Origin of the sequence: Burkholderia sp. MSMB617WGS (assembly GCF_001532025.2) — a bacterium.
In the GTDB taxonomy this organism is placed as follows: Bacteria; Pseudomonadota; Gammaproteobacteria; order Burkholderiales; family Burkholderiaceae; genus Burkholderia; species Burkholderia savannae.
Genome location: NZ_CP013458.1, coordinates 2,627,018 through 2,647,519, shown reverse-complemented (window position 1 = coordinate 2,647,519; position 20,502 = coordinate 2,627,018). Strand labels below are relative to the sequence as shown.

16 protein-coding genes are annotated in these 20,502 nt (G+C 70.1%); 15 read left to right on the top strand and 1 reads right to left on the bottom strand.

All coding sequences use genetic code 11. The annotated features are described in order from the left end of the window. The first annotated feature begins 125 nt into the window (after positions 1-125). From WT60_RS32490 to WT60_RS32420, 13 genes are all read left to right on the top strand, one after another. Entirely contained in the window at positions 126-464 is a 339-nt protein-coding gene (locus WT60_RS32490) for a hypothetical protein (RefSeq protein WP_231751960.1), read from the top strand. Between the two features lie 50 nt (positions 465-514). Then, complete coding sequence (locus WT60_RS32485) at positions 515-1,723, top strand: glycosyltransferase family 87 protein (protein ID WP_060356490.1); 1,209 nt, start codon at positions 515-517, stop codon at positions 1,721-1,723. Then, the gene (locus WT60_RS32480) at positions 1,720-3,141 is read left to right on the top strand and encodes a glycosyltransferase family 87 protein (RefSeq protein WP_060356476.1); all 1,422 of its coding nucleotides are present in this window, start codon (positions 1,720-1,722) and stop codon (positions 3,139-3,141) included. The genes WT60_RS32485 and WT60_RS32480 overlap by 4 nt, the downstream gene beginning before the upstream one ends. After that, entirely contained in the window at positions 3,126-4,187 is a 1,062-nt protein-coding gene (locus tag WT60_RS32475) for a glycosyltransferase family 2 protein (RefSeq protein WP_059575645.1), read from the top strand. Before WT60_RS32480 ends, WT60_RS32475 begins: the two co-directional genes overlap by 16 nt. Positions 4,188-4,203: 16 nt before the next feature. Further along, positions 4,204-4,950, top strand: a complete 747-nt coding sequence (locus WT60_RS32470) for a class I SAM-dependent methyltransferase (RefSeq protein ID WP_038755087.1) — start codon at positions 4,204-4,206, stop codon at positions 4,948-4,950. After that, complete coding sequence (locus tag WT60_RS32465; protein ID WP_060356475.1) at positions 4,947-5,333, top strand: GtrA family protein; 387 nt, start codon at positions 4,947-4,949, stop codon at positions 5,331-5,333. The genes WT60_RS32470 and WT60_RS32465 overlap by 4 nt, the downstream gene beginning before the upstream one ends. A 1,068-nt stretch (positions 5,334-6,401) precedes the next feature. Further along, on the top strand, positions 6,402-7,979 hold the full coding sequence (locus WT60_RS32450; protein ID WP_038755099.1) for an ABC transporter substrate-binding protein: 1,578 nt from the start codon (positions 6,402-6,404) through the stop codon (positions 7,977-7,979). 91 nt (positions 7,980-8,070) lie between these two features. Further along, positions 8,071-9,024: an ABC transporter permease gene (locus WT60_RS32445; protein WP_038755101.1), complete on the top strand. Its 954-nt coding sequence runs from the start codon at positions 8,071-8,073 to the stop codon at positions 9,022-9,024. A gap of 35 nt (positions 9,025-9,059) precedes the next feature. Further along, positions 9,060-10,016 carry an ABC transporter permease gene (locus WT60_RS32440; RefSeq protein ID WP_038755104.1) on the top strand — a complete coding sequence of 319 codons (957 nt, stop codon included), beginning with the start codon at positions 9,060-9,062 and terminating at the stop codon, positions 10,014-10,016. Beyond that, positions 10,017-11,891: an ABC transporter ATP-binding protein gene (locus WT60_RS32435; protein ID WP_038755107.1), complete on the top strand. Its 1,875-nt coding sequence runs from the start codon at positions 10,017-10,019 to the stop codon at positions 11,889-11,891. It abuts the gene before it with no gap. Positions 11,892-12,018: 127 nt separating this feature from the next. Beyond that, positions 12,019-14,061 (top strand): hydantoinase/oxoprolinase family protein, encoded by a 2,043-nt coding sequence (locus WT60_RS32430; RefSeq protein ID WP_038755111.1) that lies wholly within the window; start codon positions 12,019-12,021, stop codon positions 14,059-14,061. Positions 14,062-14,074: 13 nt separating this feature from the next. Continuing rightward, on the top strand, positions 14,075-16,084 hold the full coding sequence (locus WT60_RS32425) for a hydantoinase B/oxoprolinase family protein (protein ID WP_060356474.1): 2,010 nt from the start codon (positions 14,075-14,077) through the stop codon (positions 16,082-16,084). A 405-nt stretch (positions 16,085-16,489) separates the two neighbouring features. Then, positions 16,490-17,971 carry an aldehyde dehydrogenase family protein gene (locus tag WT60_RS32420; RefSeq protein WP_059575635.1) on the top strand — a complete coding sequence of 494 codons (1,482 nt, stop codon included), beginning with the start codon at positions 16,490-16,492 and terminating at the stop codon, positions 17,969-17,971. Here WT60_RS32420 and WT60_RS34210 read toward each other — a convergent pair. Beyond that, positions 17,914-18,378: a hypothetical protein gene (locus tag WT60_RS34210; RefSeq protein ID WP_145986936.1), complete on the bottom strand. Its 465-nt coding sequence runs from the start codon at positions 18,376-18,378 to the stop codon at positions 17,914-17,916. The two genes, WT60_RS32420 and WT60_RS34210, sit on opposite strands and share 58 nt — an antisense overlap. 87 nt (positions 18,379-18,465) lie before the next feature. Between WT60_RS34210 and WT60_RS32410 the strand changes: the two genes are divergently transcribed. Together WT60_RS32410 and WT60_RS32405 are read left to right on the top strand one after the other, a co-directional pair. Beyond that, positions 18,466-19,134, top strand: a complete 669-nt coding sequence (locus WT60_RS32410; RefSeq protein ID WP_059575630.1) for a haloacid dehalogenase type II — start codon at positions 18,466-18,468, stop codon at positions 19,132-19,134. Between the two features lie 64 nt (positions 19,135-19,198). Further along, entirely contained in the window at positions 19,199-20,476 is a 1,278-nt protein-coding gene (locus tag WT60_RS32405; protein ID WP_038755125.1) for an FAD-binding oxidoreductase, read from the top strand. Positions 20,477-20,502: the final 26 nt, after the last annotated feature.

Genomic DNA, 20,502 nt, shown 5'->3' with positions numbered 1-20,502 from the left:
AAGGAGTGGGCCAGCTTTCGGGAACGCACGGCGGGACAAGGACGAGCGGCTCACCGGTGTAACGCGGCGGGCATGACGCGGTGCAGAAGGTTTCGGATTTGATACACGCGAACGCGTGCCGGCGCGTGGCCGTCGCCCGCAAACGCCCGCCAGGCAAGGCCATAAAAATTTTGTCGGGATTTTCCCTGACCCGGCATTCCGTGAATCGGGCCGTGCCGGCCGACTTCGGCGGAGACGTCCGGCGAAGGAAAGTGTTTCAACGCCGAAACGCGGACGCCGCCGTTCGTCATTTTTCATGCGGAATTCGCTTTTTCAGGCTTGCGCGCGGCGATATCGCGCGCCGCCGCGATTTGCATCGACTCGCTTTTTTATCTATCAATGGAAGCGCGACGACGTCATGCAAACAAGAACGCCGTCCGAATGAATCGATAAAAGAATTCGACGTGTTTAAACAAAACGCTTAATCACACATCGGGGCATCATGGATCTTGCGAATCGGGGAACATGCTTCGGCATGTTGCGTTCCAGCGGATGGCTGACCGGCGATCGCGTGCTCGCATACGGCGGCGCGACGCTGATTCTCAGCATCGCGCTGCTGGGCGCGTGGGGATGGACGACACACGGTTTCACCGCGAACACGACCGTGCGGCCCGGCATCGATTTCACGGTGTTCTGGAGCGGCTCGCACGTGATGCTGCACGGCGCGCCCGCGAGCGTCTACGACTATCCGGCGTTCTCGCGCGTCGAGGCGGCGCAGCTCGGCGCGTACGTGAACCGCAGCTTCCTGCCCTGGGTGTATCCGCCGACGCTGCTCGTGCTCGTCACGCCGCTCGCGCTGCTGCCTTATGTGCCGTCGCTGCTGCTCTTCTGCGCGCTCGGCCTCGCCGCCTATGCGAAGGGCGTCGGCGCGCTGTCGGGCTTGCGCGATCGGCTGGCGCGGCCGCGTCTCGCATCGTTCGCGATCCTGTCGTTTCCGGGCGTGCTCGTCGCCGCCGCGATCGGACAGAACTCGTTGCTGACGGCCGCGTGCGCGGCGCTTGCGGTGCGGTCGCTCGCGAAGCGGCCGGCGATAGCGGGGCTTTGCATCAGCCTGCTCGCGGTCAAGCCGCAGATGGCGCTGCTGTTTCCGCTGCTGCTCGTCGCGACGCGCGCGTGGCGCGCGTTCTTCTTCGCCGCCGCCGGCACGCTGATCTTCGCGGCGGCGAGCGTCGCCGTTTGCGGCACGGCGTCCGTGCACGCGTTCCTGTCGGGCACGACGATGCTGCGCGAGCTCGTGCTCGAGCAAGGCACGCAATACTGGCTCGCGTCCCCCGCGCCGTTCTCGACGATGCGGCTCGCCGGCGCTTCGCTGCATGTCTCGTATGCGGTGCAGATCGCCATCGGCGCGCTCGCGGCGATGGCCGCGCTGAACGTGTGGCTGCGCACGAGCGACGCGCGCCTTCGCGCGGCGGCGTTTGCCGTCGCGACGCTGCTCGCGACGCCGTATCTGTGGCATTACGAACTCGCGTGGCTCGGCATCGCGCTGTTCTGCGTGCTCGCCTGCGCGCTCGATACCGGCTGGCTGCCCGGCGAGCAGCTGGTGCTCGTCGCCGGCTGGCTGCTGCCGTTCTTCGAGTTCTTCAATCGCGCGACCCGCTTTCCGCAGATCGGGCCCGTCGTGCTGCTCGCGGTGCTGCTGATCGTCGTGCGCCGCGCGCGGGCGATGCCGGGAGCCGCGCGATGAAAATGCATCCGCACGGCCATGCGCCGACGCGTCTCGACGTCGAGTGCCCGGAGCTGCCGGCGGCCGGGCCGCGCCGCCGTCCGCACTGGCTCGACGCGAAGCGGGTGCGCACCTATGCGATCGCGGCGCTCGTCTGCTATGCGGCGTTCGCAGGCGTCTGCGTGATGCGCTGGCTGTCGGGCGGACCGGACTCGCCGATGCCGCCGACGATGGACTTCGTGCCGACCTGGAGCGCCGCGTGGCTCGCGGTGCGCGGTCATGCGCTCGACGCTTGGCAATTCTCGACGCTGCATGCGGTCGAGCTGAACGCGGTGCCTTCGATGCGCGACATGCGCGGCGTGCTGTTGTGGCTGTATCCGCCGCAGACGCTGCTGCTCGTGTCGCCGCTCGGCTGGCTGCCGTATCCGGTCGCGGCGTTCGTGTGGATCGTCGGCACCGGCGCGCTGTTCGTCGCGACGGTGCGCGCGATCGTGCCGCGCCGCCTCGCGGCGCTCTGCGCGCTCGCGTTCCCCGGCACGTTCTTCGTTGCGCTCGTCGGCCAGAACAGCCTGCTGACGGCCGCGCTCGCGGGCTTCGGCCTCGTCGCGCTGCGCCGCCGCCCGGCGCTCGCCGGCTGTTGCTTCGGGCTCCTCGTCGTCAAGCCGCAGCTCGCGCCGCTGTTTCCGCTCGCGCTGCTGTGCGCGTCGCAATGGCGCGCATTGCGCGCATGGGCCGTGACGGTCGCGCTCGTCCTGGCGCTCGGCACGCTCGCGTTCGGCTTCGGCGCGTGGACGGCGTTCGCGCACGCGGCCGCGTCCGTGATGCAGACGATCGGCGCCGGGCAGGCGCCGCTCGCGCGGATTCCGACGTTCTTCGCGTTGGCGACGTTCGCGGGGCTGTCGCCCGCCGCCGCGCAGCTGTTGCAGGCGTGCTCGATCGCGTTCGCGGCCGCCGCGGTGATCTATGCGTGGCGCGGCGCGTGCTCGCATGCGCTGCGCTCGGCCGCGCTCGTCTGCGCGAGCCTGCTCGTGAGCCCGTACCTGTACGACTACGACCTCGCGTGGTACGGGATCGTGATCGCGTGGGCCGTGCGCCACGCGCGCGCCGACGGCTGGCGTCCGCTCGAACGCGAAGGGCTCGCGTTGCTCGCGTGGATGCCGCTCGCGGGACTCTTCGCGGCCGGCCCGCTGCGGTTCCAGTTCCTGCCGCTCGTGACGGCGGGCGCGCTCGCGGCGATCGTGAGCCGCATCGCGCACGAGCGCCGCAGCGCACCGTGTCTGCCCGGCGACGAAGACGCGGCGGACGCGATCGATTCAGTTCGTTTCATGACGGCGCGCGGCGCATCGGACGCCGCCGCGCGGCACACGCGAGCGGCGCCGCCGCTGGCCGGCCGCGGTCGTCACGGGGATCAGGGAGAAACACCATGCGGGATCAAATAAACACACCGCTCATTTCGCTCGTCGTGCCGTTCTACAACGAAGGCGCTGCGGTCACGCGGTTCTTCGCGGAAGTCGTGCCGTTGATGGAGGCGATCGAATCGATCCGCTTCGAGATCGTCTGCGTGAACGACGGCAGCCGCGACGATACGCTCGATCAGCTCGTCGCCGTGAGCGCGCAGGACGCCCGGGTGCGCGTGATCGATCTGACGCGCAACTTCGGCAAGGAGGCCGCGCTGACGGCCGGCCTCGACGAATCGAACGGCGACGCCGTGATACCGATCGACGCGGACTTGCAGGACCCGCCGAGCCTCATTCCGGTGATGATCGAGCATTGGCGCGGCGGCGCCGAGGTGGTCGCGGCCAAGCGCAGCAACCGCGCGTGCGACACGTTCGCGAAGCGCACCGCGGCCGCGCTCTATTACCGCGTGCACAATGCGTTGTCCGAAGTGAAGCTGCCCGTCAACGTCGGCGATTTCCGGCTGATGGACCGGCAGGTCGTCAACGCGCTGCGCAGCCTGCCCGAACGCCGGCGCTTCATGAAGGGGCTGTTCGCGTGGGTCGGCTATCGGACCGTGATCGTCGAGTATCAACGCGAGGCGCGCTGCGCCGGGCATTCGAAGTTCTCCGGCTGGAAGCTCTGGAACTTCGCGCTCGAAGGAATCACGAGCTTCAGCACGGTGCCGCTGCGCAGCTGGACCTACATCGGGCTCGGGATCGCCGCGCTCGCGTTCCTGTACGGCGGCTTCATCGTCGCGCGCACGCTATGGATGGGCAATCCGGTGCCGGGCTATGCTTCTCTGATCTCGGTGATGCTGTTCATCGGCGGGATCGAGCTTGTCGGCATCGGCGTGGTCGGCGAGTACATCGGCCGCATCTACTACGAATCGAAGGAACGGCCGATCTACCTCGTGCGCCGCCGCTATCAGGCGCGCACCAAGGTGAGCGCGCTGCCTGTCGGCAGCGCCGCGACGCGCGCCGCGCACGGCGCGCGGATCGATTTCGCGCGGCGGCGCGCGATGCCGCGCGCCCGCGCCGCGAGCCGCTGACGGACAGGAGGACGCCATGTCACCCGAAGCTTATCTGCAGATGGCCGCCACCGAATCCACGCACTGGTGGTTCCGCGCACGGCGCGACATCCTGCATGCGTTGCTCGCGAAGCTCGCGTTGCCGGCGGGCGCCCGCATACTCGAGATCGGCTCCGGCACGGGCGGCAATCTCGAGATGCTGGAGGAATTCGGCGCGGTGAGCGCGCTCGAGATGGACGACACCGCGCGCTCGATCGCGAACCGCCGAACCGGCTGGCGCTTCGACATTCGCGCGGGCCGCTGCCCGGACGACGTGCCGTTCGGCGACCAGCGCTTCGATCTGATCTGCTTCTTCGATTGCCTCGAGCACATCGAGGACGACGCGGCCGCGCTGCGCCGCGCGAGCGACCATCTCGCGCCGGGCGGCGCGATCGTCGTCACGGTGCCCGCGTATCAGTGGCTCTGGAGCGCGCACGACACGTTTCTCCATCACTACCGCCGCTACGACCGCGCGGCGCTCGAGCGCTGCGCGCAGGCGGCCGGCTGCAAGATCGTGCGAAGCTCGTATTTCAACACGCTGCTGTTTCCGGTCGCCGTCGCCGCGCGGATGACCGACCGGCTGCTGCATCGCGCGCGCTCGAGCGGCGACGCGATCGGGCCGCGCGCGGTCAACTCCGCGTTGTACCGCATCTTCCGCGCGGAACGCGGCTGGCTGCCGAAGCATTCGCTGCCGTTCGGCGTGTCGCTGTTCGCGGTCCTGACGAAGCACAGCGCGCCGCAATGAGCGCCGTCACCGACATCGGCGTGCGCGCGCGGCTCGTGCGCTTCGGCGTGTCCGGCGCGCTGTCCACCGCGCTGCACGCGGCGATCGCCGGCGCGCTGATGGGCGCGTTCGCCGCGACCGCGGTGCAGGCGAACGCGGTCGCGTTCGTCTGCGCGACGGGCGCGTCGTATCTGCTGAACACGTTGTGGAGCTTTTCGGCGCCGCTGCGCTGGCGCAACGTCGTGCGCTTCCTTGCGGTGTCGGCCGCGGGCCTGATGCTGACGATGGCGATCTCGCGCGGCGTGCAGGCGCTCGGCGTCGCGTCCGCGTGGAGCATCGCGGCCGTCGTCGCGCTCGTGCCGCCGTTGACGTTCGCGATGCATCGGCGCTGGACGTATCGCTGACGGCGGCGCATGCCGGTGCTGGAGGGGCGAGATCGCGCGAGAGGGCGCGCGCCGTTCACTGCCGGCGGCCGCCGAACAGCGTGGCGTCGGCGGTGTCGCGCGCGCCGCTCGCGAAAACGCCACGTCTGCCGCATCGATTGCCCTGCACGGCGCATTCGGCTGCGCACGCTCGCCGCCGCGCGTTCGTTCATCCGCGGTTGCGCAGCTTTCGTCACCTTTCGTTCGCTTCTCCTCTCCTCCTTTCGATGCATTGCCGCGCGCACGCTCGCGAATGGGCCGGAGATCGGCTAACGCGCGCATTTGTCGTGCGCGAAGCGGCGTTGGATCGGGCCTTCGCGTCGCACGCGTTCGACGCAGCCGCGCGCGCCATCGGCGCCCGCTCTCGCCGCGACGCGCGGCGCGACGCAACGGCGGCGCGAACGAAGCCGAGCCGTTCGCGGCAGCTCGCGCGCGTGTGCCGTCGAAGCCGCCGCCGCTGCCGCCGCCGTCGCCGTCGCTGCCGTCGCCATCGGCGAATGCGAAGCGCGCGGCCGCCGCGCGCAGGCCCGAGCGCCGACGCGGCGCGCACCGCACGCGCGGCGTCGGGCGGCGCCTTCGCTCGCCCCGATGCTTCGGCCACTGGCACACCGAAGCGGCACCCGCCTAGGACGATCTTCCCGTTTGCGCGGCGCTCGCCGCCGGGCGCGCGAATCGATGCGAAACGCATGGTCCGGCGCGCAAGAACGCGGCGGTTGTGCCGAATCGGCTTTTTTGTCGACGATTGCCGCGATGCGCGCCCCATTACGATTTCCACCAGGACGTGACGAGCCGAAACCGCGCCGCCGGGACGCCGTTCGCCGGCGGGTTTTCGCGGATGCGCAGCAAATCGTGCTGCGCGGACCACCCAAAACGGTCGAATCGTGTTGTCGAGGCGCGTCGAATCGCGACATTCGGCATTTTTTTCGATGCTTAAATCGTCTTGAAACGCGCATCGCGGGAACCGGCGCCAGCAGGCGGACCCGGGCCAAACGTCGGAACAAAAAAACTGCTGGACACCCAGGATCAACCTTCTTGTTAGGAGCTGTTCGGATGAGCGACGAAATCAAGCATGGCGGCTTCACGCGCCGCGACATGATGCGCGTGATGGCCGCGGGGGGCGTGTTGGCGACGGGCGCGGCGGGCGGGCTGCTGGCCGGCGCGCGATCCGCGTTCGCCGCTCCGGCGCCCAAGCGCGGCGGCAAGATCCGCGTCGCGTACGACGCGAGCTCGACCGCCGACACGCTCGATCCGGCGAAGGGCTCGACGGGCGCGGACTACATCCGCTGCTTCCTGTTCTACAGCGGCTTGACGCAGCTCGACGAGAGCCTCACGCCGCAGCCGAACATCGCCGAATCGGTGCAGACGAAGGATGCGAAGACCTGGGTCGTCAAGCTGCGCCGCGGCGTGACGTTCCACGACGGCAAGCCGCTCGCGCCCGCCGACGTCGTCTATTCGCTGACGCGCCACAAGAACGCGGCGACCGCGTCGAAGGTGAAGTCGCTCGCCGACCAGTTCGCCGACGTCAAGGCGACGGGCCCGAACGAGGTCACGCTCACGCTCGACAACGCGAACGCCGACCTGCCGGTGATCCTCGCGACGCCGCAGTTCGTGATCGTGAAGGACGGCACGACCGATTTCTCGCAGGCGATCGGCACGGGCCCGTACAAGCTGAAATCGTTCAAGCCGGGCGTGTCGACCGTCGGCGTGCGCAACGACGGCTACTGGAAATCGGGCGCGCCGTATCTCGACCAGATCGAGCTGATCGGCATCGGCGACGCGGCCGCGCGCGTGAACGCGCTGCTGTCGGGCGATGTGCAGCTCATCAACGGCGTCGATCCGCGCTCGACGCAGCGGGTTGCGTCGACGGCGGGCTTCGTGGTGAAGGAGACGAAGTCGGGCCTCTACACGGACTTGATCCTGCGCCGCGACAACGCGATGACGGGCAACATGGATTTCGTCAACGGGATGAAGTACCTGTTCGACCGCGAGCAGATCCGCTCGGCCGTGTTCCGCGGCTATTCGGTGATCGCGAACGATCAGCCGATTCCGCCCGGGCATCGCTACTTCAACGCGTCGCTGGCGCAGCGGCCGTTCGATCTCGACCGCGCGAAGTTCCATTTCCAGAAGGCGGGCGCGATCGGCACGACGCTGCCGCCGATCTACGCGACGACCGACGCGAACGGCTCGGTCGAGATGGCGGTGCTGCTGCAGCAGACGGCCGCGAAGATCGGCGTGAACCTGACGGTGAACCGCGTGCCCGCCGACGGCTACTGGTCGAACCACTGGATGAAGCATCCGATCGGCTTCGGCAGCATCAACCCGCGCTCGAGCGCCGACGTGCTGTTCACGCAGTTCTTCAAGTCGGATGCGACGTGGAACGAGTCGGGCTGGAAGAACCCGAAGTTCGACCAGTTGCTGCTCGCCGCGCGCTCGGAAACCGACGAGGCGAAGCGCAAGCAGATGTACGGCGAGATGCAGGCGCTCGTATCGGAGCAGGGCGGGATCGGCATTCCGGCCTTCATCAGCCTGCTCGATGCGCACGACAAGCGCCTGAAGGGGCTCGGCTCGATCCCGACGGGCGCGCTGATGGGCTTCCAGTTCGCCGAGCATGTCTGGTGGGAAGCGTGACGCGCGCGTGATGCGCACGTGATGGAGCCGGCATCGCCGGGCGCGCGTCGCTCCCGGGCCCGGCTCGCCGCATATCGAAGAGGCTTCGAGCATGAACCAGACCATAGTCGAATTGATCGGCAAGCGGATCGCGCTGACGGCGCTCACGCTGCTGATCGTGTCGGTGATCATCTTCGCGATCACGAACCTGCTGCCGGGCGACGCCGCGCAAGCGGCGCTCGGGCAGTCGGCGACGCCGGAGACGGTCGCCGCGCTGCGCCAGCAGTTCGGCCTCGATCAGCCGGTTCATCTGCGCTACGGCCACTGGCTCGCGCAGGTGCTGCACGGCGATTTCGGCAAGTCGCTGTCGAGCGGGCTGCCGGTCGCCGAGATGATCGACGGGCGGCTGCCGAAATCGCTGACGCTCGCCGCGATCACGACGGCGGTGTCGGTGCCGGTCGCGCTCGTGCTCGGCATTCTCGCGGCGGTGAAACGCGAGACCGTGATCGACCGGATCGTGAGCCTCGGCACGCTGTCGCTCGTCGCGACGCCCGAGTTCCTGATCGCGACGGTCGCGGTGCTCGTGCTCGCGGTCAAGCTGCACTGGCTGTCCGCGCTGTCGTACGGCGGCGAGATCGACAGCGTCGATCACTTCCTGCGCGCGTATGCGATGCCGGTGCTCACGCTGTGCGCGGTCGTGATCGCGCAGATGGCGCGGATGACGCGCGCGGCGGTGATCGAGCAGCTCGGCGCGTCGTACGTCGAGATGGCGATGCTCAAGGGCGCGAGCCCCGCGCGCGTCGTGCTGCGCCACGCGCTGCCGAACGCGATCGGCCCGATCGCGAATGCGGTTGCGCTGAGCCTGTCGTATCTGCTCGGCGGCGTGATCGTCGTCGAGACGATCTTCAACTACCCGGGCCTCGCGAGCCTGATGGTCGACGCGGTGTCGAACCGCGATTTCCCGCTCGTCCAGGCGTGCACGATGATCTTCTGCTCCGGCTATCTGGCGCTCGTGCTGCTCGCCGACCTGTGCTCGATCGTCTCGAATCCGAAGCTGCGGACATGACGACCCCCGAACCTCTTTCGACGGAGACGCGGCCCATGAACCACGCCGATCTGATTCAACGCAGCAGCGCCACGCCCGCCGACGGCCGCGAGCCGGCGTGGAACGGCGGCTCGCCGCCCGGCGCGCCCGCCCCGCGCGCCGCGCGCAAGCCGCTCGCCGCGCGGCTGCGGCTGTCCAAGGGCGGCTGGGCGGGCCTCGCGATGGTGAGCGTCGCGCTGTTCGTCGCGGTGTTCGCGCCGTGGCTCGCGCCGCACTCGGTCGGCTCGATCGTGTCGGCCGACGTGTTCGCCGCGTTCAGCGCGAAGCTGCCGCTCGGCTCCGACTACCTCGGCCGCGACATGCTGAGCCGCATCATCTACGGCACGCGCCTGACGGTGCTGCTCGCGCTCGCGGCGGCGCTTCTCGCCGCGATCACCGGCACGTCGCTCGGCCTGCTCGCGACGGTCGCGGGCCGCGCGGTCGACGAAACGATGAGCCGCCTGCTCGACGCGATCACGTCGATCCCGTCGAAGATGTTCGCGCTGATGCTGGTCGCGGTGTTCGGCTCGTCGCTGCCGCTTTTGATCGTCACGGCCGCGATCAGCTACATGCCGGGCTCGTACCGGATCGCGCGCTCGCTCGCGCTCAACATCAGCACATACGAATACGTGCAGGTCGCGCGCGCGCGCGGCGAGAGCCCGGTCTACATCGCGTGCGTCGAGATGCTGCCGAACATGATCCACCCGATGCTCGCCGACACCGGCCTGCGCTTCACGTTCGTCGTGCTGCTCCTGAGCGGCCTGAGCTTTCTCGGCCTCGGCGTGCAGCCGCCGTACGCGGACCTCGGCTCGCTCGTGCGCGAGAACATCGCCGGGCTCGGCGACGGCTCGCCCGTCGTCATCATGCCGGCGCTCGCGATCGCGATCGTCACGGTCGGCGTGAACCTGCTGATCGACGGCCTGCCGCACCGCGGCCGCCGCAGCGACGCGGCGCTCGCCGCAGGAGAACACTGAATGAACGCGAATCGCGAAAACCTCGTCGAGGTGCGCGGGCTGCGCGTCGTCGGCGGCCGCCCGGGCGAGCCCGTCACGACGATCGTGCACGGCGTCGACTTCGACGTGCGGCGCGGCGAAGTGCTCGCGCTGATCGGCGAATCGGGCTCCGGCAAGACGACGATCGCGCTGTCGCTGATGGGCCACGCGCGCAGCGGCTGCCGGATCGCGGGCGGCGCGATCCGCGTCGGCGACGCCGACGTGCGCGCGCTGTCCGACCCGGCGCTCGCGTCGCTGCGCGGCCGCAAGGTCGCGTACATCGCGCAGAGCGCGGCCGCCGCGTTCAATCCGGTGCGCACGATCCTCGATCAGGTGATCGAGAGCGCGCTGATCCACAAGACGCTGACGCGGCGCGCGGCCGAGGCGAAGGCGGTCGAACTGTTCCGCGCGCTCGCGCTGCCCGAGCCGGAGAAGATCGGCGCGCGCTACCCGCACCAGGTGTCGGGCGGGCAGCTTCAGCGGCTGATGGCCGCGATGGCGCTCATCACCGATCCGGAGCTCGTGATCCTCGACGAGCCGACCACCGCGCTCGACGTGACCACGCAGATCGACGTGCTGCAGGCATTCAAGCGCGTGATCCGGCAGTGCGGGATGACGGCCGTGTACGTGTCGCACGATCTCGCAGTGGTCGCGCAGATGGCGGACCGGATCGTCGTGCTGAGCGACGGCCGCATCCGCGAGATCGGCGACACCGAGCAGATTCTGCACGCGCCGGCGCATCCGTACACGCAGAGCCTGATCGCCGCGGTCACGCCGAGCGATTTCGCGCGCGCGGCCTCGGGCGCGACGGCGCGGGCCGCCGCGCGGCCGCTCCTCGAAGTGCGGCGCGTGACGGCCGGCTACGGCCGCAAGGACGCGAAGGGCCGGCCCGCGAAGACGATTCTCGACGACGTCGAGCTGTCGATCGGCCGCGGACAAACCGTCGGCGTGATCGGCGAATCGGGCTCGGGCAAGACGACGCTCGCGAAGGTGATCGCGGGCCTCGTGCCGGCCGCGGGCGGCCAGCTGCTGCTCGACGGCGCGCCGCTGCCGGGCGATCTGGGCCGCCGCACGAAGGAGCAGTACCGGCGCATCCAGATCGTGTTCCAGAACGCGGACACCGCGCTCAATCCGGCGCACACGGTCGAGCGCACGCTCGCGCGGCCGCTCGCGTTCTATCACGGGATGAAGGGCGAGCGCGCGCGGCGGCGCGTCGCCGAGCTGCTCGAGCTCGTGCGGCTGCCGGCGTCGATCGCCGCGCGCCGCACGGTCGAGCTGTCCGGCGGACAGAAGCAGCGCGTGAACCTCGCGCGCGCGCTCGCGGCCGAGCCGGATCTGATCCTCTGCGACGAAGTGACGTCCGCGCTCGACACGGTGGTCGGCGCGGCGATCATGGAGCTGCTGCGCGACCTGCAACGCAAGCTCGGCGTGTCGTATCTGTTCATCACGCACGACATCGCGAAGGTGCGCGCGATCAGCGACGACATCGTCGTGCTGTACGCGGGCCGGCGCGTCGAGACGGGCAGCCGCGACGCGCTGTGCGCGCCGCCGTTCCATCCGTATTCGCATCTGCTCGTGTCGTCCGCGCCCGAGCTGCGCGCGGGCTGGCTCGACGACGCGACCGAGCGCTGCCGCCGCCCGCTCGCGCCGATCGGCCCGCCGGCCGACAACCCCGAGCTGTGCGCGTTCCTGCCGCGCTGCGCGGCGCGCATCGACGGCGTGTGCAACCGGGCGACGCCGTCGATGCGCACGCTCGACAACGGCGCGCAGGTGCTCTGCCATCGCAGCGAGGCCGACCTGATCCAGTTCCAGGCGCTGCCCGCGGCGGCGGCGCTCGCGGGCGCGGAGCGCGCGTGAAGCGGGCGGCGCAAGCGGCGCGGCGCTCGCCGGCGCGCGGCCGCGCGTCCCGAAGCGCGGCTTCGGATGGTCTTTCCGGTCGTTCGGCGGGCCGCGTCCGCCGGGCATCAATGAACGAGGAATCTTCGTGGGAATCCGAATCGGGGTGGACATCGGCGGCTCATTCGCCGATTTCGCGGTGCTCGACGACGCGACGGGCGAATTGAAGACGCTGAAGGTGTTTTCGCGGCCGGACAGCCCCGGCAGCGAAGTGCTGCGCGGAATGGAGGCGCTCGGCGAGCGCTACGGGATCGCGCCGCGCGACGTCGCGTACTTCACGCACGGCACGACGGTCGGCGTGAACGCGGTCGTGCAGCGCAAGGGCCTGCGGCTCGGGCTCGTGACGACGCGCCATTTCGAGGACGTGCTCGACCTCGCGCGGCTGAAGGGCCCCGACATGTACAACCTGCTGTCGAAGCGCCCCGCGCCGCTCGTGCCGCGCGAGCGCGTGTTCGGCGTGATCGAGCGGCTCGCGGCCGACGGCGGCGTCGAGACGCCCGTCGACGAGGCGAGCGTGCTCGACGCGATCGCGCGGCTGCGGCGCGCGAAGTGCGAAGGCGTGGTGATCGCGCTGCTCCATGCGTATCGCAATCCGGCGCACGAGCACGCGGTGAAGGCGATCGTCGAGCGCGAGATGCCGGGCTTCTTCGTGTCGTGCTCGTCGGACGTGTGGCCGATCATCCGCGAATACGAGCGCACGTCGACCGCCGTGATCGGCGGCTACGTGCAGCCGAAGGTGTCGCATTATCTCGGCTCGCTGCAGCGCGCGCTCGCGCAGACGGGCGTGGCGTGCGACATGAAGGTCACGAAATCCAACGGCGGCGTGATGAGCGCCGAAGCGGGCAAGACCAACTGCGTGCAGATGATCCTGTCCGGCACCGCGTCCGGCGTGATCGGCGCCGCGTACGTCGCGAGGCAGAGCGGCCTCGCGCGCTGCATGAGCCTCGACATCGGCGGCACGACCGCCGACGTCGCGCTGATCGTCGACGGCGAGCCGCAGTACGCGAGCGGCGAATACATCGGCGATTTCCAGATCCACATTCCTTCGGTGTCCGTGTCGTCGATCGGCGACGGCGGCGGCTCGATCGCGTGGGTCGACGATTTCGGCGTGCTGAAGGTGGGCCCGGACAGCGCGGGCTCGAATCCGGGGCCCGTCTGCTACGGGCGCGGCGGCACGCGCGCGACGATCACCGACGCGTTCGTCGTGCTCGGCGTGATCGGCAACGCGAGCCTCGGCTACGACTCGGTGAAGGTCGACCGAGCGGCCGCGCATCGCGCGATCGACGCGCTCGCTGAGCGGCTCGGCGCGGATGCATACCGTACCGCCGAGGCGATCGTCGACGTCGCGGTGTCGGGGATGTACGCGGGCGTGAGCCGGATCGTGTCGCGCTTCGGGATCGATCCGCGCGCGTTCGCGCTGCTGCCGTTCGGCGGCGCGGGGCCGATGCTCGCGTGCCATTTCGCGCGCGCGATCGGCATCGACGAGATCGTCGTGCCGATCGCGCCGGGCGTGCTGAGCGCGCTGGGCGGCCTGATCGCCGATACGCGCAACGATTTCGTGAAGACCGCTTACTACGATCTCGACGCGGCGTCGCTCGCGCGCCTTTCCGACGACGCGCGCGCGCTCGAACGCGCGGCGCGCGCGTGGATCGCCGATCAGATCGGCGACGATCGCGACGCGCGAATCGCGGTGTCGGCGGACATGCGCTACAAGGGCCAGTCGTTCGAGATCGACACGCCGCTCGAGCTCGACTGGCTGCACGGCGGCGATCCCGCGCCGCTGCGCGACGCGTTTCATCGCGAGCACGCGCGCCTGTACGGCCACGGCGATCCGGGCGCGCGCGTGCAGGTGGTCGCGCTGCGGCTCGTGATCTCGGCCGCGACGCCGAAGCCCGCGCTGAAGGCCGTCGACGCGAGCGACGCGCCGCCCGCGCCCGTGAGCACGATCCGCGTGTTCATGAACGGCGCGTTCCACGACGCGGCGCTCTACCTGCGCCGCGACCTGAAGGCGGGCCAGCGCTTCGACGGCCCGGCCGTGATCGCGCAGGACGACTGCACGACGACGGTGCTGCCGGGCTACCGCGGCCGCGTCGACGCGCTCGGCCAGCTGATCCTCTCGCGCGCGAACTGATCCGGAGAACGCAATGCAATTCGACAAATCGGTGCTGCAGATCTTCGCGAACTATTGCGTCGCGGCGGCGGAAAGCATGGCGTACACGCTCGTGCGAACCGCGCATTCGACGTTCGTGAAGGAAACCGAAGATTTTTCGTGCGCGATCATGACGCCGGACGGGCTCACGTTCGCGTCGCCGAAGACGCTCGGCGCGACGTGGTACGTCGGGCTCGACTACGGCTCGGTGATCCGGATGATCGACAGCTACGCGCCGGGCGACGTCTGCATGACGAACGACGCGTACAGCGGCTTCGTCGCGACCCACACGCCCGACATCGTGATCTGGAAGCCGGTGTTTTACGCGGACGAGATCGTCTGCTTCGTCGGCGGGCACATCCACAACACCGACATGGGCGGCGCGGTGCCGGCGTCGCTGTCGCGCACGCTGACCGAGATCCAGCAGGAAGGCGTGCGCTTTCCGCCTTGCAAGATCGTGCGCGCGGGCGTCGTCGACGACGCGCTCGTGCGGATCATGGCGACGAACGTGCGCGCGCCCGAGCAGAACGTCGGCGATCTGCTCGCGCAGCTCGCGTCGCTGCACACCGGCGAGCGGCGCGTGCTGGAGATCGTCGAGCGCTTCGGCATCGACGGCTTCAAGGCTGGGATGCGCGCGCTCCTCGACTATTCGGAGGAGCAGGCGCGCACGATCCTGCGCGGCATTCCCGACGGCGACTACTCGTTCGCCGAATACGCGGACGAGGATTCGGCGAACGGCAAGCCGATGCGCGTCGCGCTGACCGCGCGCATTCGCGGCGGCGAGGTCGAGATGGACTACTCGGGCAGCGATCCGCAACTGCAATCGTCGCTGAACATGCCGACGGGCGGACACGAGCGGCATGCGCTCGCGCTCGTCGGCCTCGTGTACGTGCTCTATACGCTCGATCCCGACATCCTGCTGAACACCGGGATGCTGCGCGTCGCGCGCTGCGTGCTGCCCGAAGGCTCGGTCGTCAACGCGGTGCCGCCCGCCGCGGTCGGCATGCGCAGCCTCACGTGCAAGCTGCTGCATCTGCTGACCTTCGGCGCGTTCGCGCGCGCGGTGCCCGAGCGCCTCGCCGCGTGCCCGGCGGGCGGGCTGTCGATTCTCAGCGTGAAGACGATGAACCGCGAAGGGCAGACGGTGATGGCGTCGATCGGGCCGATCGGCGGCGGCGCGGGCGGCAGCGCCGCCGACGACGGCGAGGACGGCTCCGGCGCGAACAACGCGTTCCTGCGCAACACGCCGGTCGAGATCAACGAGACGGAAGTGCCGATCCGGATCACGCGCTACGGCGTCGCGCCGGGCTCGGGCGGTGCGGGGCGGCATCGCGGCGGGCAGGGGCTCGTGATGGAGTTCCAGGTGTTCGCGCCGAACACGCTCGTGACCGCGCGCAATCGCGATCGCACGCGCTTCGCGTCGTGGGGGCTGCACGGAGGGCGGCCGGGCGGCAACGCGCGCTTCACGCGCAATCCGGGCACGCCGCGCGAAGAGGCGCTCGACAACAACGATCTCGTCGTCTGCGCGCCGGGCGACGTGATCCGGCTCGTCGGCGCGGGCGCGGGCGGCTACGGCCGGCCGATCGAGCGCGAGCCGGCGAAGGTGCGCGACGACGTGCTGCGCGGCTACGTGAGCGCCGACGTTGCGCGCGACGTGTACGGCGTCGCGCTCGACGGCGACGAGATCGACGTCGAAGGAACGGCCGCGCTGCGCGAAGCGGCGCGTGCGCGGCTAGCGGGCGGCGCCGCGCCGGCGTTCGCGTTCGGCGCGTACCGCGACGCGTTCGAGGCGAAGTGGACGGTCGCGCGCTACGCGGCGCTTACGCGCATCCTCGCCGGCGTGCCGGTGCAATGGCGCCACTTCATCAAGCATCGGCTGTTCGACGCGCTCGATGCGCGCATCGCAGCCGACCGGGCCGGTTGCGCGGGCGGCGGCGGCGAACTCGTCGATGCGCTGTTCGCCGAGCTGTGCCGCGCGTATCCGCAATTGACGCAGGCGGCGTGACGCGATGCGCGGCGTCGTGCGAACGCTGCGCCCGATGCGTACGTCGCGGACGATCCGGGCGGCCGCGCGGACAGGGGCGGCGAACTCGTCGATGCGTCGTTCGCCGGGCCGCGCCGCGCGCATCCGCCACGGGTGCGGCCGGCGCAGCGCGATGCGCGGCGCCGCCCGACGAATGCACACGATGCGAGCGGCGCTGACGGCGTCGCGGGGCCTCGCGCGACGCGTCTCTTGCGGCGCGGTTTCGGTTTGTGCCGCAAGAGGCGGCCGCGTTGCGCGCATGGCCGGCGTCGCGGGCATCGACGGCGTCGCCCGCGGCGCGAGCATGCGCCGTCGTCGCCGCGCATCGCGAGCGCTGCCGCCGCGCGCGTCGCGCCGTTTTTTCTCCATGTTTCAGGAACACACACGATGGACAGTTTCGATCCCGCGCGCGTCGCGGTCCGCAGCGCGCACTTCATCGGCGGCCGGCATGTCGACGGCCCGGGCGTCATCGACGTGAAGCGGCCGTCGGACGGCGTCGCCTACGCGGCGCTGCCGGCGGCGGACGCGTCGCTCGTCGACCGGGCGGTGGACGATGCGTGGCTTGCGTTCAGGACGAGCGACTGGGCGCGCCGCGCGCCGCGCGAACGCGCCCGCGCGATGCGCCGCTGGGCCGAGCTGATCGAGGCCGACGTCGCGACGCTCGCGCCGCTCGAAGCGGTCGGCTCGACGCGCCCGATCGCCGACGCCGCGCGCTGGGACGTGCCGTTCACGGCCGAAGGCATTCGCTTCTTCGCCGAGTGCGCGGACCGCGTCGGCGGCGAAGTCGCGGCGACGCGCGCCGACCATCTCGGGATGACGATCACCGAGCCGTACGGCGTCGTCGCCGCGATCGCACCGTGGAATTTTCCGCTCGTGATGGCGTCGTGGAAGATCGCGCCGGCGCTCGCCGCCGGCAACGCGGTCGTGCTGAAGCCGTCGGAGCTCACGCCGTTCTCGTCGGTGCGGCTCGCGGAGCTCGCGATCGAGGCGGGCGTGCCGCCCGGCGTCTTCAACGTCGTGCACGGCGACGGCCGCACGACGGGCGATGCGCTGTGCCGGCATCCGAAGGTGTCCAAAGTGACGTTCACGGGCTCGAGCCAGACGGGCGCCGCGATCATGGCCGCGTGCGCGCAGCACGGCACCAAGCCCGTGACGCTGGAGCTGGGCGGCAAGAGCCCGCAGCTCGTGTTCGCCGACGCGCCGAATCTCGAGCGCGTCGCGCGGCGCGTCGCGGCGGCGATCGCGGGCAACGCCGGGCAGGTGTGCGTCGCGGGCTCGCGGCTGATCGTCGAGCGCAAGGTTCAGGCGCGCTTCGTCGACGCGGTGGCGGCCGCGTTCGCCGAGCTGCGCCCCGGCGCGACGTGGGCGCGCGGCACGACGCTGCCGCCGATCATCTCCGCGCCGCAGCTTCAGCGGATCGACGGCATCGTGCGGCGCACGCTCGACGGCGGCGCACACGCGGCCGCGGGCGGCGCGCGGATCGAGCTGGCGGGCGACGGCGCGTTCTACGCGCCGACGATCCTTACCGGCGTGACGCCGCAGGCGGAGGCGGTGCGCGAGGAAATCTTCGGGCCGGTGCTGACCGTGCAGGCGTTCGACGACGACGACGAGGCGCTCGCGCTCGCCGCGCACGACCGGTACGGGCTCGCGGCGGGCGTGCACACGGCCGATCTGAGCCGCGCGCTGCGGATGATGCGCGCGATCGAGGCGGGCACCGTGTGGATCAACCGCTACGGGCGCACCGCGGATTTCGCGATTCCGACGGGCGGCTACAAGAGCTCGGGGATCGGCAAGGATCTCGGCCGTCACGCCTACGAAGCGAACCTGCGCGTGAAGAGCGTGCTGATCGATTTCGGCGAGAACGTCTGATGCGGCAGCGGCAGCGGCAGCGGATGCGCGGCGTGCATCGTCGGGTACGTGTCGGTTCGATGCGCCGATCGATCGCGCGAGCGTGCGCTTGCGCTCGCGCTTGCGCGATCGCGAAGCGTTCGACGCTGGCGGAAAAGCTGCCGGGCGTCGGCCGGACGGCTTTCGGACAGCATCCGGGCAGCGCCCGGACAGCGGCCGAAAAACACCGCGCCGCCGCGCCGAAATCCGCGCCGCATAGTGTGCTGCGCGGATCGGAAAAAACGGTGGATTCTGTGCCGCGCGAGCGCCAATACAAGGCAACTCGGCTTTTTGAAGGTGATTAAATGATTGGCAACAGGCGTGACCGGCGGCGTGATCGCGGTGCGCCGCGGCTTCGCGAAGGCGGACGGCGGGCATGCGTCGCGCACCCGCCGCCGCGCGGTTTCCGAGTTTCGAATGGTCCCGTCGCACGGGCCTGGTTTTGCTGATTACTGGACAAGCTACAGGACAAGGACATGACCCGATTCAAGCCCAAATACATCACGTTCGACTGCTACGGCACGCTCACGCGCTTCCGGATGGGCGACCTCGCGCGCGAGCTGTTCGCCGATCGCGTGAGCGCCGAGAACATGGAGCAGTTCGTCAAGGACTTCGCCGCGTACCGGCTCGACGAAGTGCTCGGCGCATGGAAGCCCTATCAGGACGTCGTGAAGAACGCGGTCCGCCGCACCTGCAAGCGCTGGCACATCGCGTACGACGACGCCGAGGCGCAGAAGTTCTACGACGCGGTGCCGACCTGGGGCCCGCATCCGGACGTGCCGGAAGGGCTCGCGAAGGTCGCCAAGGAGATTCCGCTCGTGATCCTGTCGAATGCGTCGAACGATCAGATCCAGCGCAACGTCGACAAGCTCGGCGCGCCGTTCCATCGCGTGTACACCGCGCAGATGGCGCAGGCGTACAAGCCGCGGCTGCAGGCGTTCGAATATCTGCTCGACAACCTCGGCTGCGGCCCGGAGGACATCCTGCACGTGTCGTCGAGCCTGCGCTACGACCTGATGTCCGCGCACGACATCGGCATCCGGAACAAGGTGTTCGTCGCGCGCGGCCATGAGCCGTCAACGCCGTTCTACGGCTACACCGAGATCAAGGACATCGGCGGCCTCGCGGGCGTCGTCGGGCTGTGATCGGCGCGAGCCGGCGTCGCGCGACGCCGGCTCGCCTGCGTGGGTCAATCGTGTGAAGGAACCGATGAAATTCGAATCGTACTGGCTGGATACGCGCCCGGAATTTTGCGAAGGCTGCGAGGCGCCCGTCGAAGGGCGCGCGGACGTCGTCGTGATCGGCGGCGGCTTCACCGGGCTGTCGGCCGCGCTCGAACTCGCGAAGCGCGGCGTGCAGGCGGTCGTGCTCGAAGCGGGGCAGATCGCGGCCGAGGCGTCCGGGCGCAACGGCGGCCAGTGCAACACCGGGCTCGCGCAGGATTACGCGGCGCTCGCCGCGCGCGTCGGCGCGCCGCGCGCGCAGGCGTTCTATCGCGCTTATGCGAGTGCCGTCGCGACCGTCGATTCGATCGTCGCCGAGCATGCGATCGACTGCGACTTCCTGCGCACCGGCAAGCTGAAGCTCGCGGCGAAGCCGCAGCATTTCGCCGGGCTCGCGAAGACTTTCGAGCTGCTGCGCCGCGACGTCGATCCGGACGTCGAGCTGATCGAACCCGCGCACATGCGCGACGAAGTCGGCTCGGACCGCTTCTACGGCGGCCTGCTGCAACGTACCGGCGCGCAGATGCACATGGGCAAGTTCGGCGTCGGGCTCGCGCGCGCGGCCGTCGCGCGCGGCGCGCGCGTCTACGAGCACGCGGCCGTCACGCAGTTGAAGCGCCTCGACGGCGAGCGCCATGAGATCACGAGCACGCGCGGCACGATTCGCGCGGATCGCGTGCTGGTCGCGACGGGCGCGTCGCAGCTCGGCCCGTTCCAGTGGTTCCGCCGCCGCATCGCGCCCGTCGGCAGCTTCATCGTCGTCACCGAGCCGCTGCCGAAGGCGCAGCTCGATCGCCTGTTTCCGAACCGGCGCGCGTACGTGACGACGCGCCACATCGGCAACTACTTTCGCGTGACGCCCGACGATCGCCTGCTGTTCGGCGGCCGCGCGCGCTTCGCGCTGTCGAATCCGCACTCCGACGCGAAGAGCGGCGACATCCTGCGAGCGGGGATGGCCGCGTATTTTCCGGAGCTCGCGAACGTGCGGCTCGACTATTGCTGGGGCGGCCTCGTCGACATCACGGCCGACCGCCTGCCGCGCGCGGGCCAGCACGAAGGGCTGTACTACTCGATGGGCTACAGCGGCCACGGCGTGCAGATGTCGGTGCACATGGGCCGCGTGATGGCGGACGTGCTGTACGGCGCGGCCGCGAGCAACCCGTGGCGCGAGCTCGACTGGCCGGCGATGCCGGGCCACTTCGGGCACGCGTGGTTCCTGCCGTTCGTCGGTGCGTACTATCGCCTGCAGGACATCCTGCATTGAAGCCGACGACGCCCGGCGCGCGCCGC

What these genes read in the sequence shown, in the direction of transcription:
- WT60_RS32465 (WP_060356475.1), top strand. Translation starts at nt 4,947, where the DNA reads ATGAGCGCCGTCACCGACATCGGCGTGCGCGCGCGGCTCGTGCGCTTC.
- WT60_RS32410 (WP_059575630.1), top strand. Translation starts at nt 18,466, where the DNA reads ATGACCCGATTCAAGCCCAAATACATCACGTTCGACTGCTACGGCACG.
- WT60_RS32440 (WP_038755104.1), top strand. Translation starts at nt 9,060, where the DNA reads ATGAACCACGCCGATCTGATTCAACGCAGCAGCGCCACGCCCGCCGAC.
- WT60_RS32435 (WP_038755107.1), top strand. Translation starts at nt 10,017, where the DNA reads ATGAACGCGAATCGCGAAAACCTCGTCGAGGTGCGCGGGCTGCGCGTC.
- WT60_RS32475 (WP_059575645.1), top strand. Translation starts at nt 3,126, where the DNA reads ATGCGGGATCAAATAAACACACCGCTCATTTCGCTCGTCGTGCCGTTC.
- WT60_RS32445 (WP_038755101.1), top strand. Translation starts at nt 8,071, where the DNA reads ATGAACCAGACCATAGTCGAATTGATCGGCAAGCGGATCGCGCTGACG.
- WT60_RS32485 (WP_060356490.1), top strand. Translation starts at nt 515, where the DNA reads ATGTTGCGTTCCAGCGGATGGCTGACCGGCGATCGCGTGCTCGCATAC.
- WT60_RS32450 (WP_038755099.1), top strand. Translation starts at nt 6,402, where the DNA reads ATGAGCGACGAAATCAAGCATGGCGGCTTCACGCGCCGCGACATGATG.
- WT60_RS32470 (WP_038755087.1), top strand. Translation starts at nt 4,204, where the DNA reads ATGTCACCCGAAGCTTATCTGCAGATGGCCGCCACCGAATCCACGCAC.
- WT60_RS32425 (WP_060356474.1), top strand. Translation starts at nt 14,075, where the DNA reads ATGCAATTCGACAAATCGGTGCTGCAGATCTTCGCGAACTATTGCGTC.
- WT60_RS32420 (WP_059575635.1), top strand. Translation starts at nt 16,490, where the DNA reads ATGGACAGTTTCGATCCCGCGCGCGTCGCGGTCCGCAGCGCGCACTTC.
- WT60_RS32405 (WP_038755125.1), top strand. Translation starts at nt 19,199, where the DNA reads ATGAAATTCGAATCGTACTGGCTGGATACGCGCCCGGAATTTTGCGAA.
- WT60_RS32480 (WP_060356476.1), top strand. Translation starts at nt 1,720, where the DNA reads ATGAAAATGCATCCGCACGGCCATGCGCCGACGCGTCTCGACGTCGAG.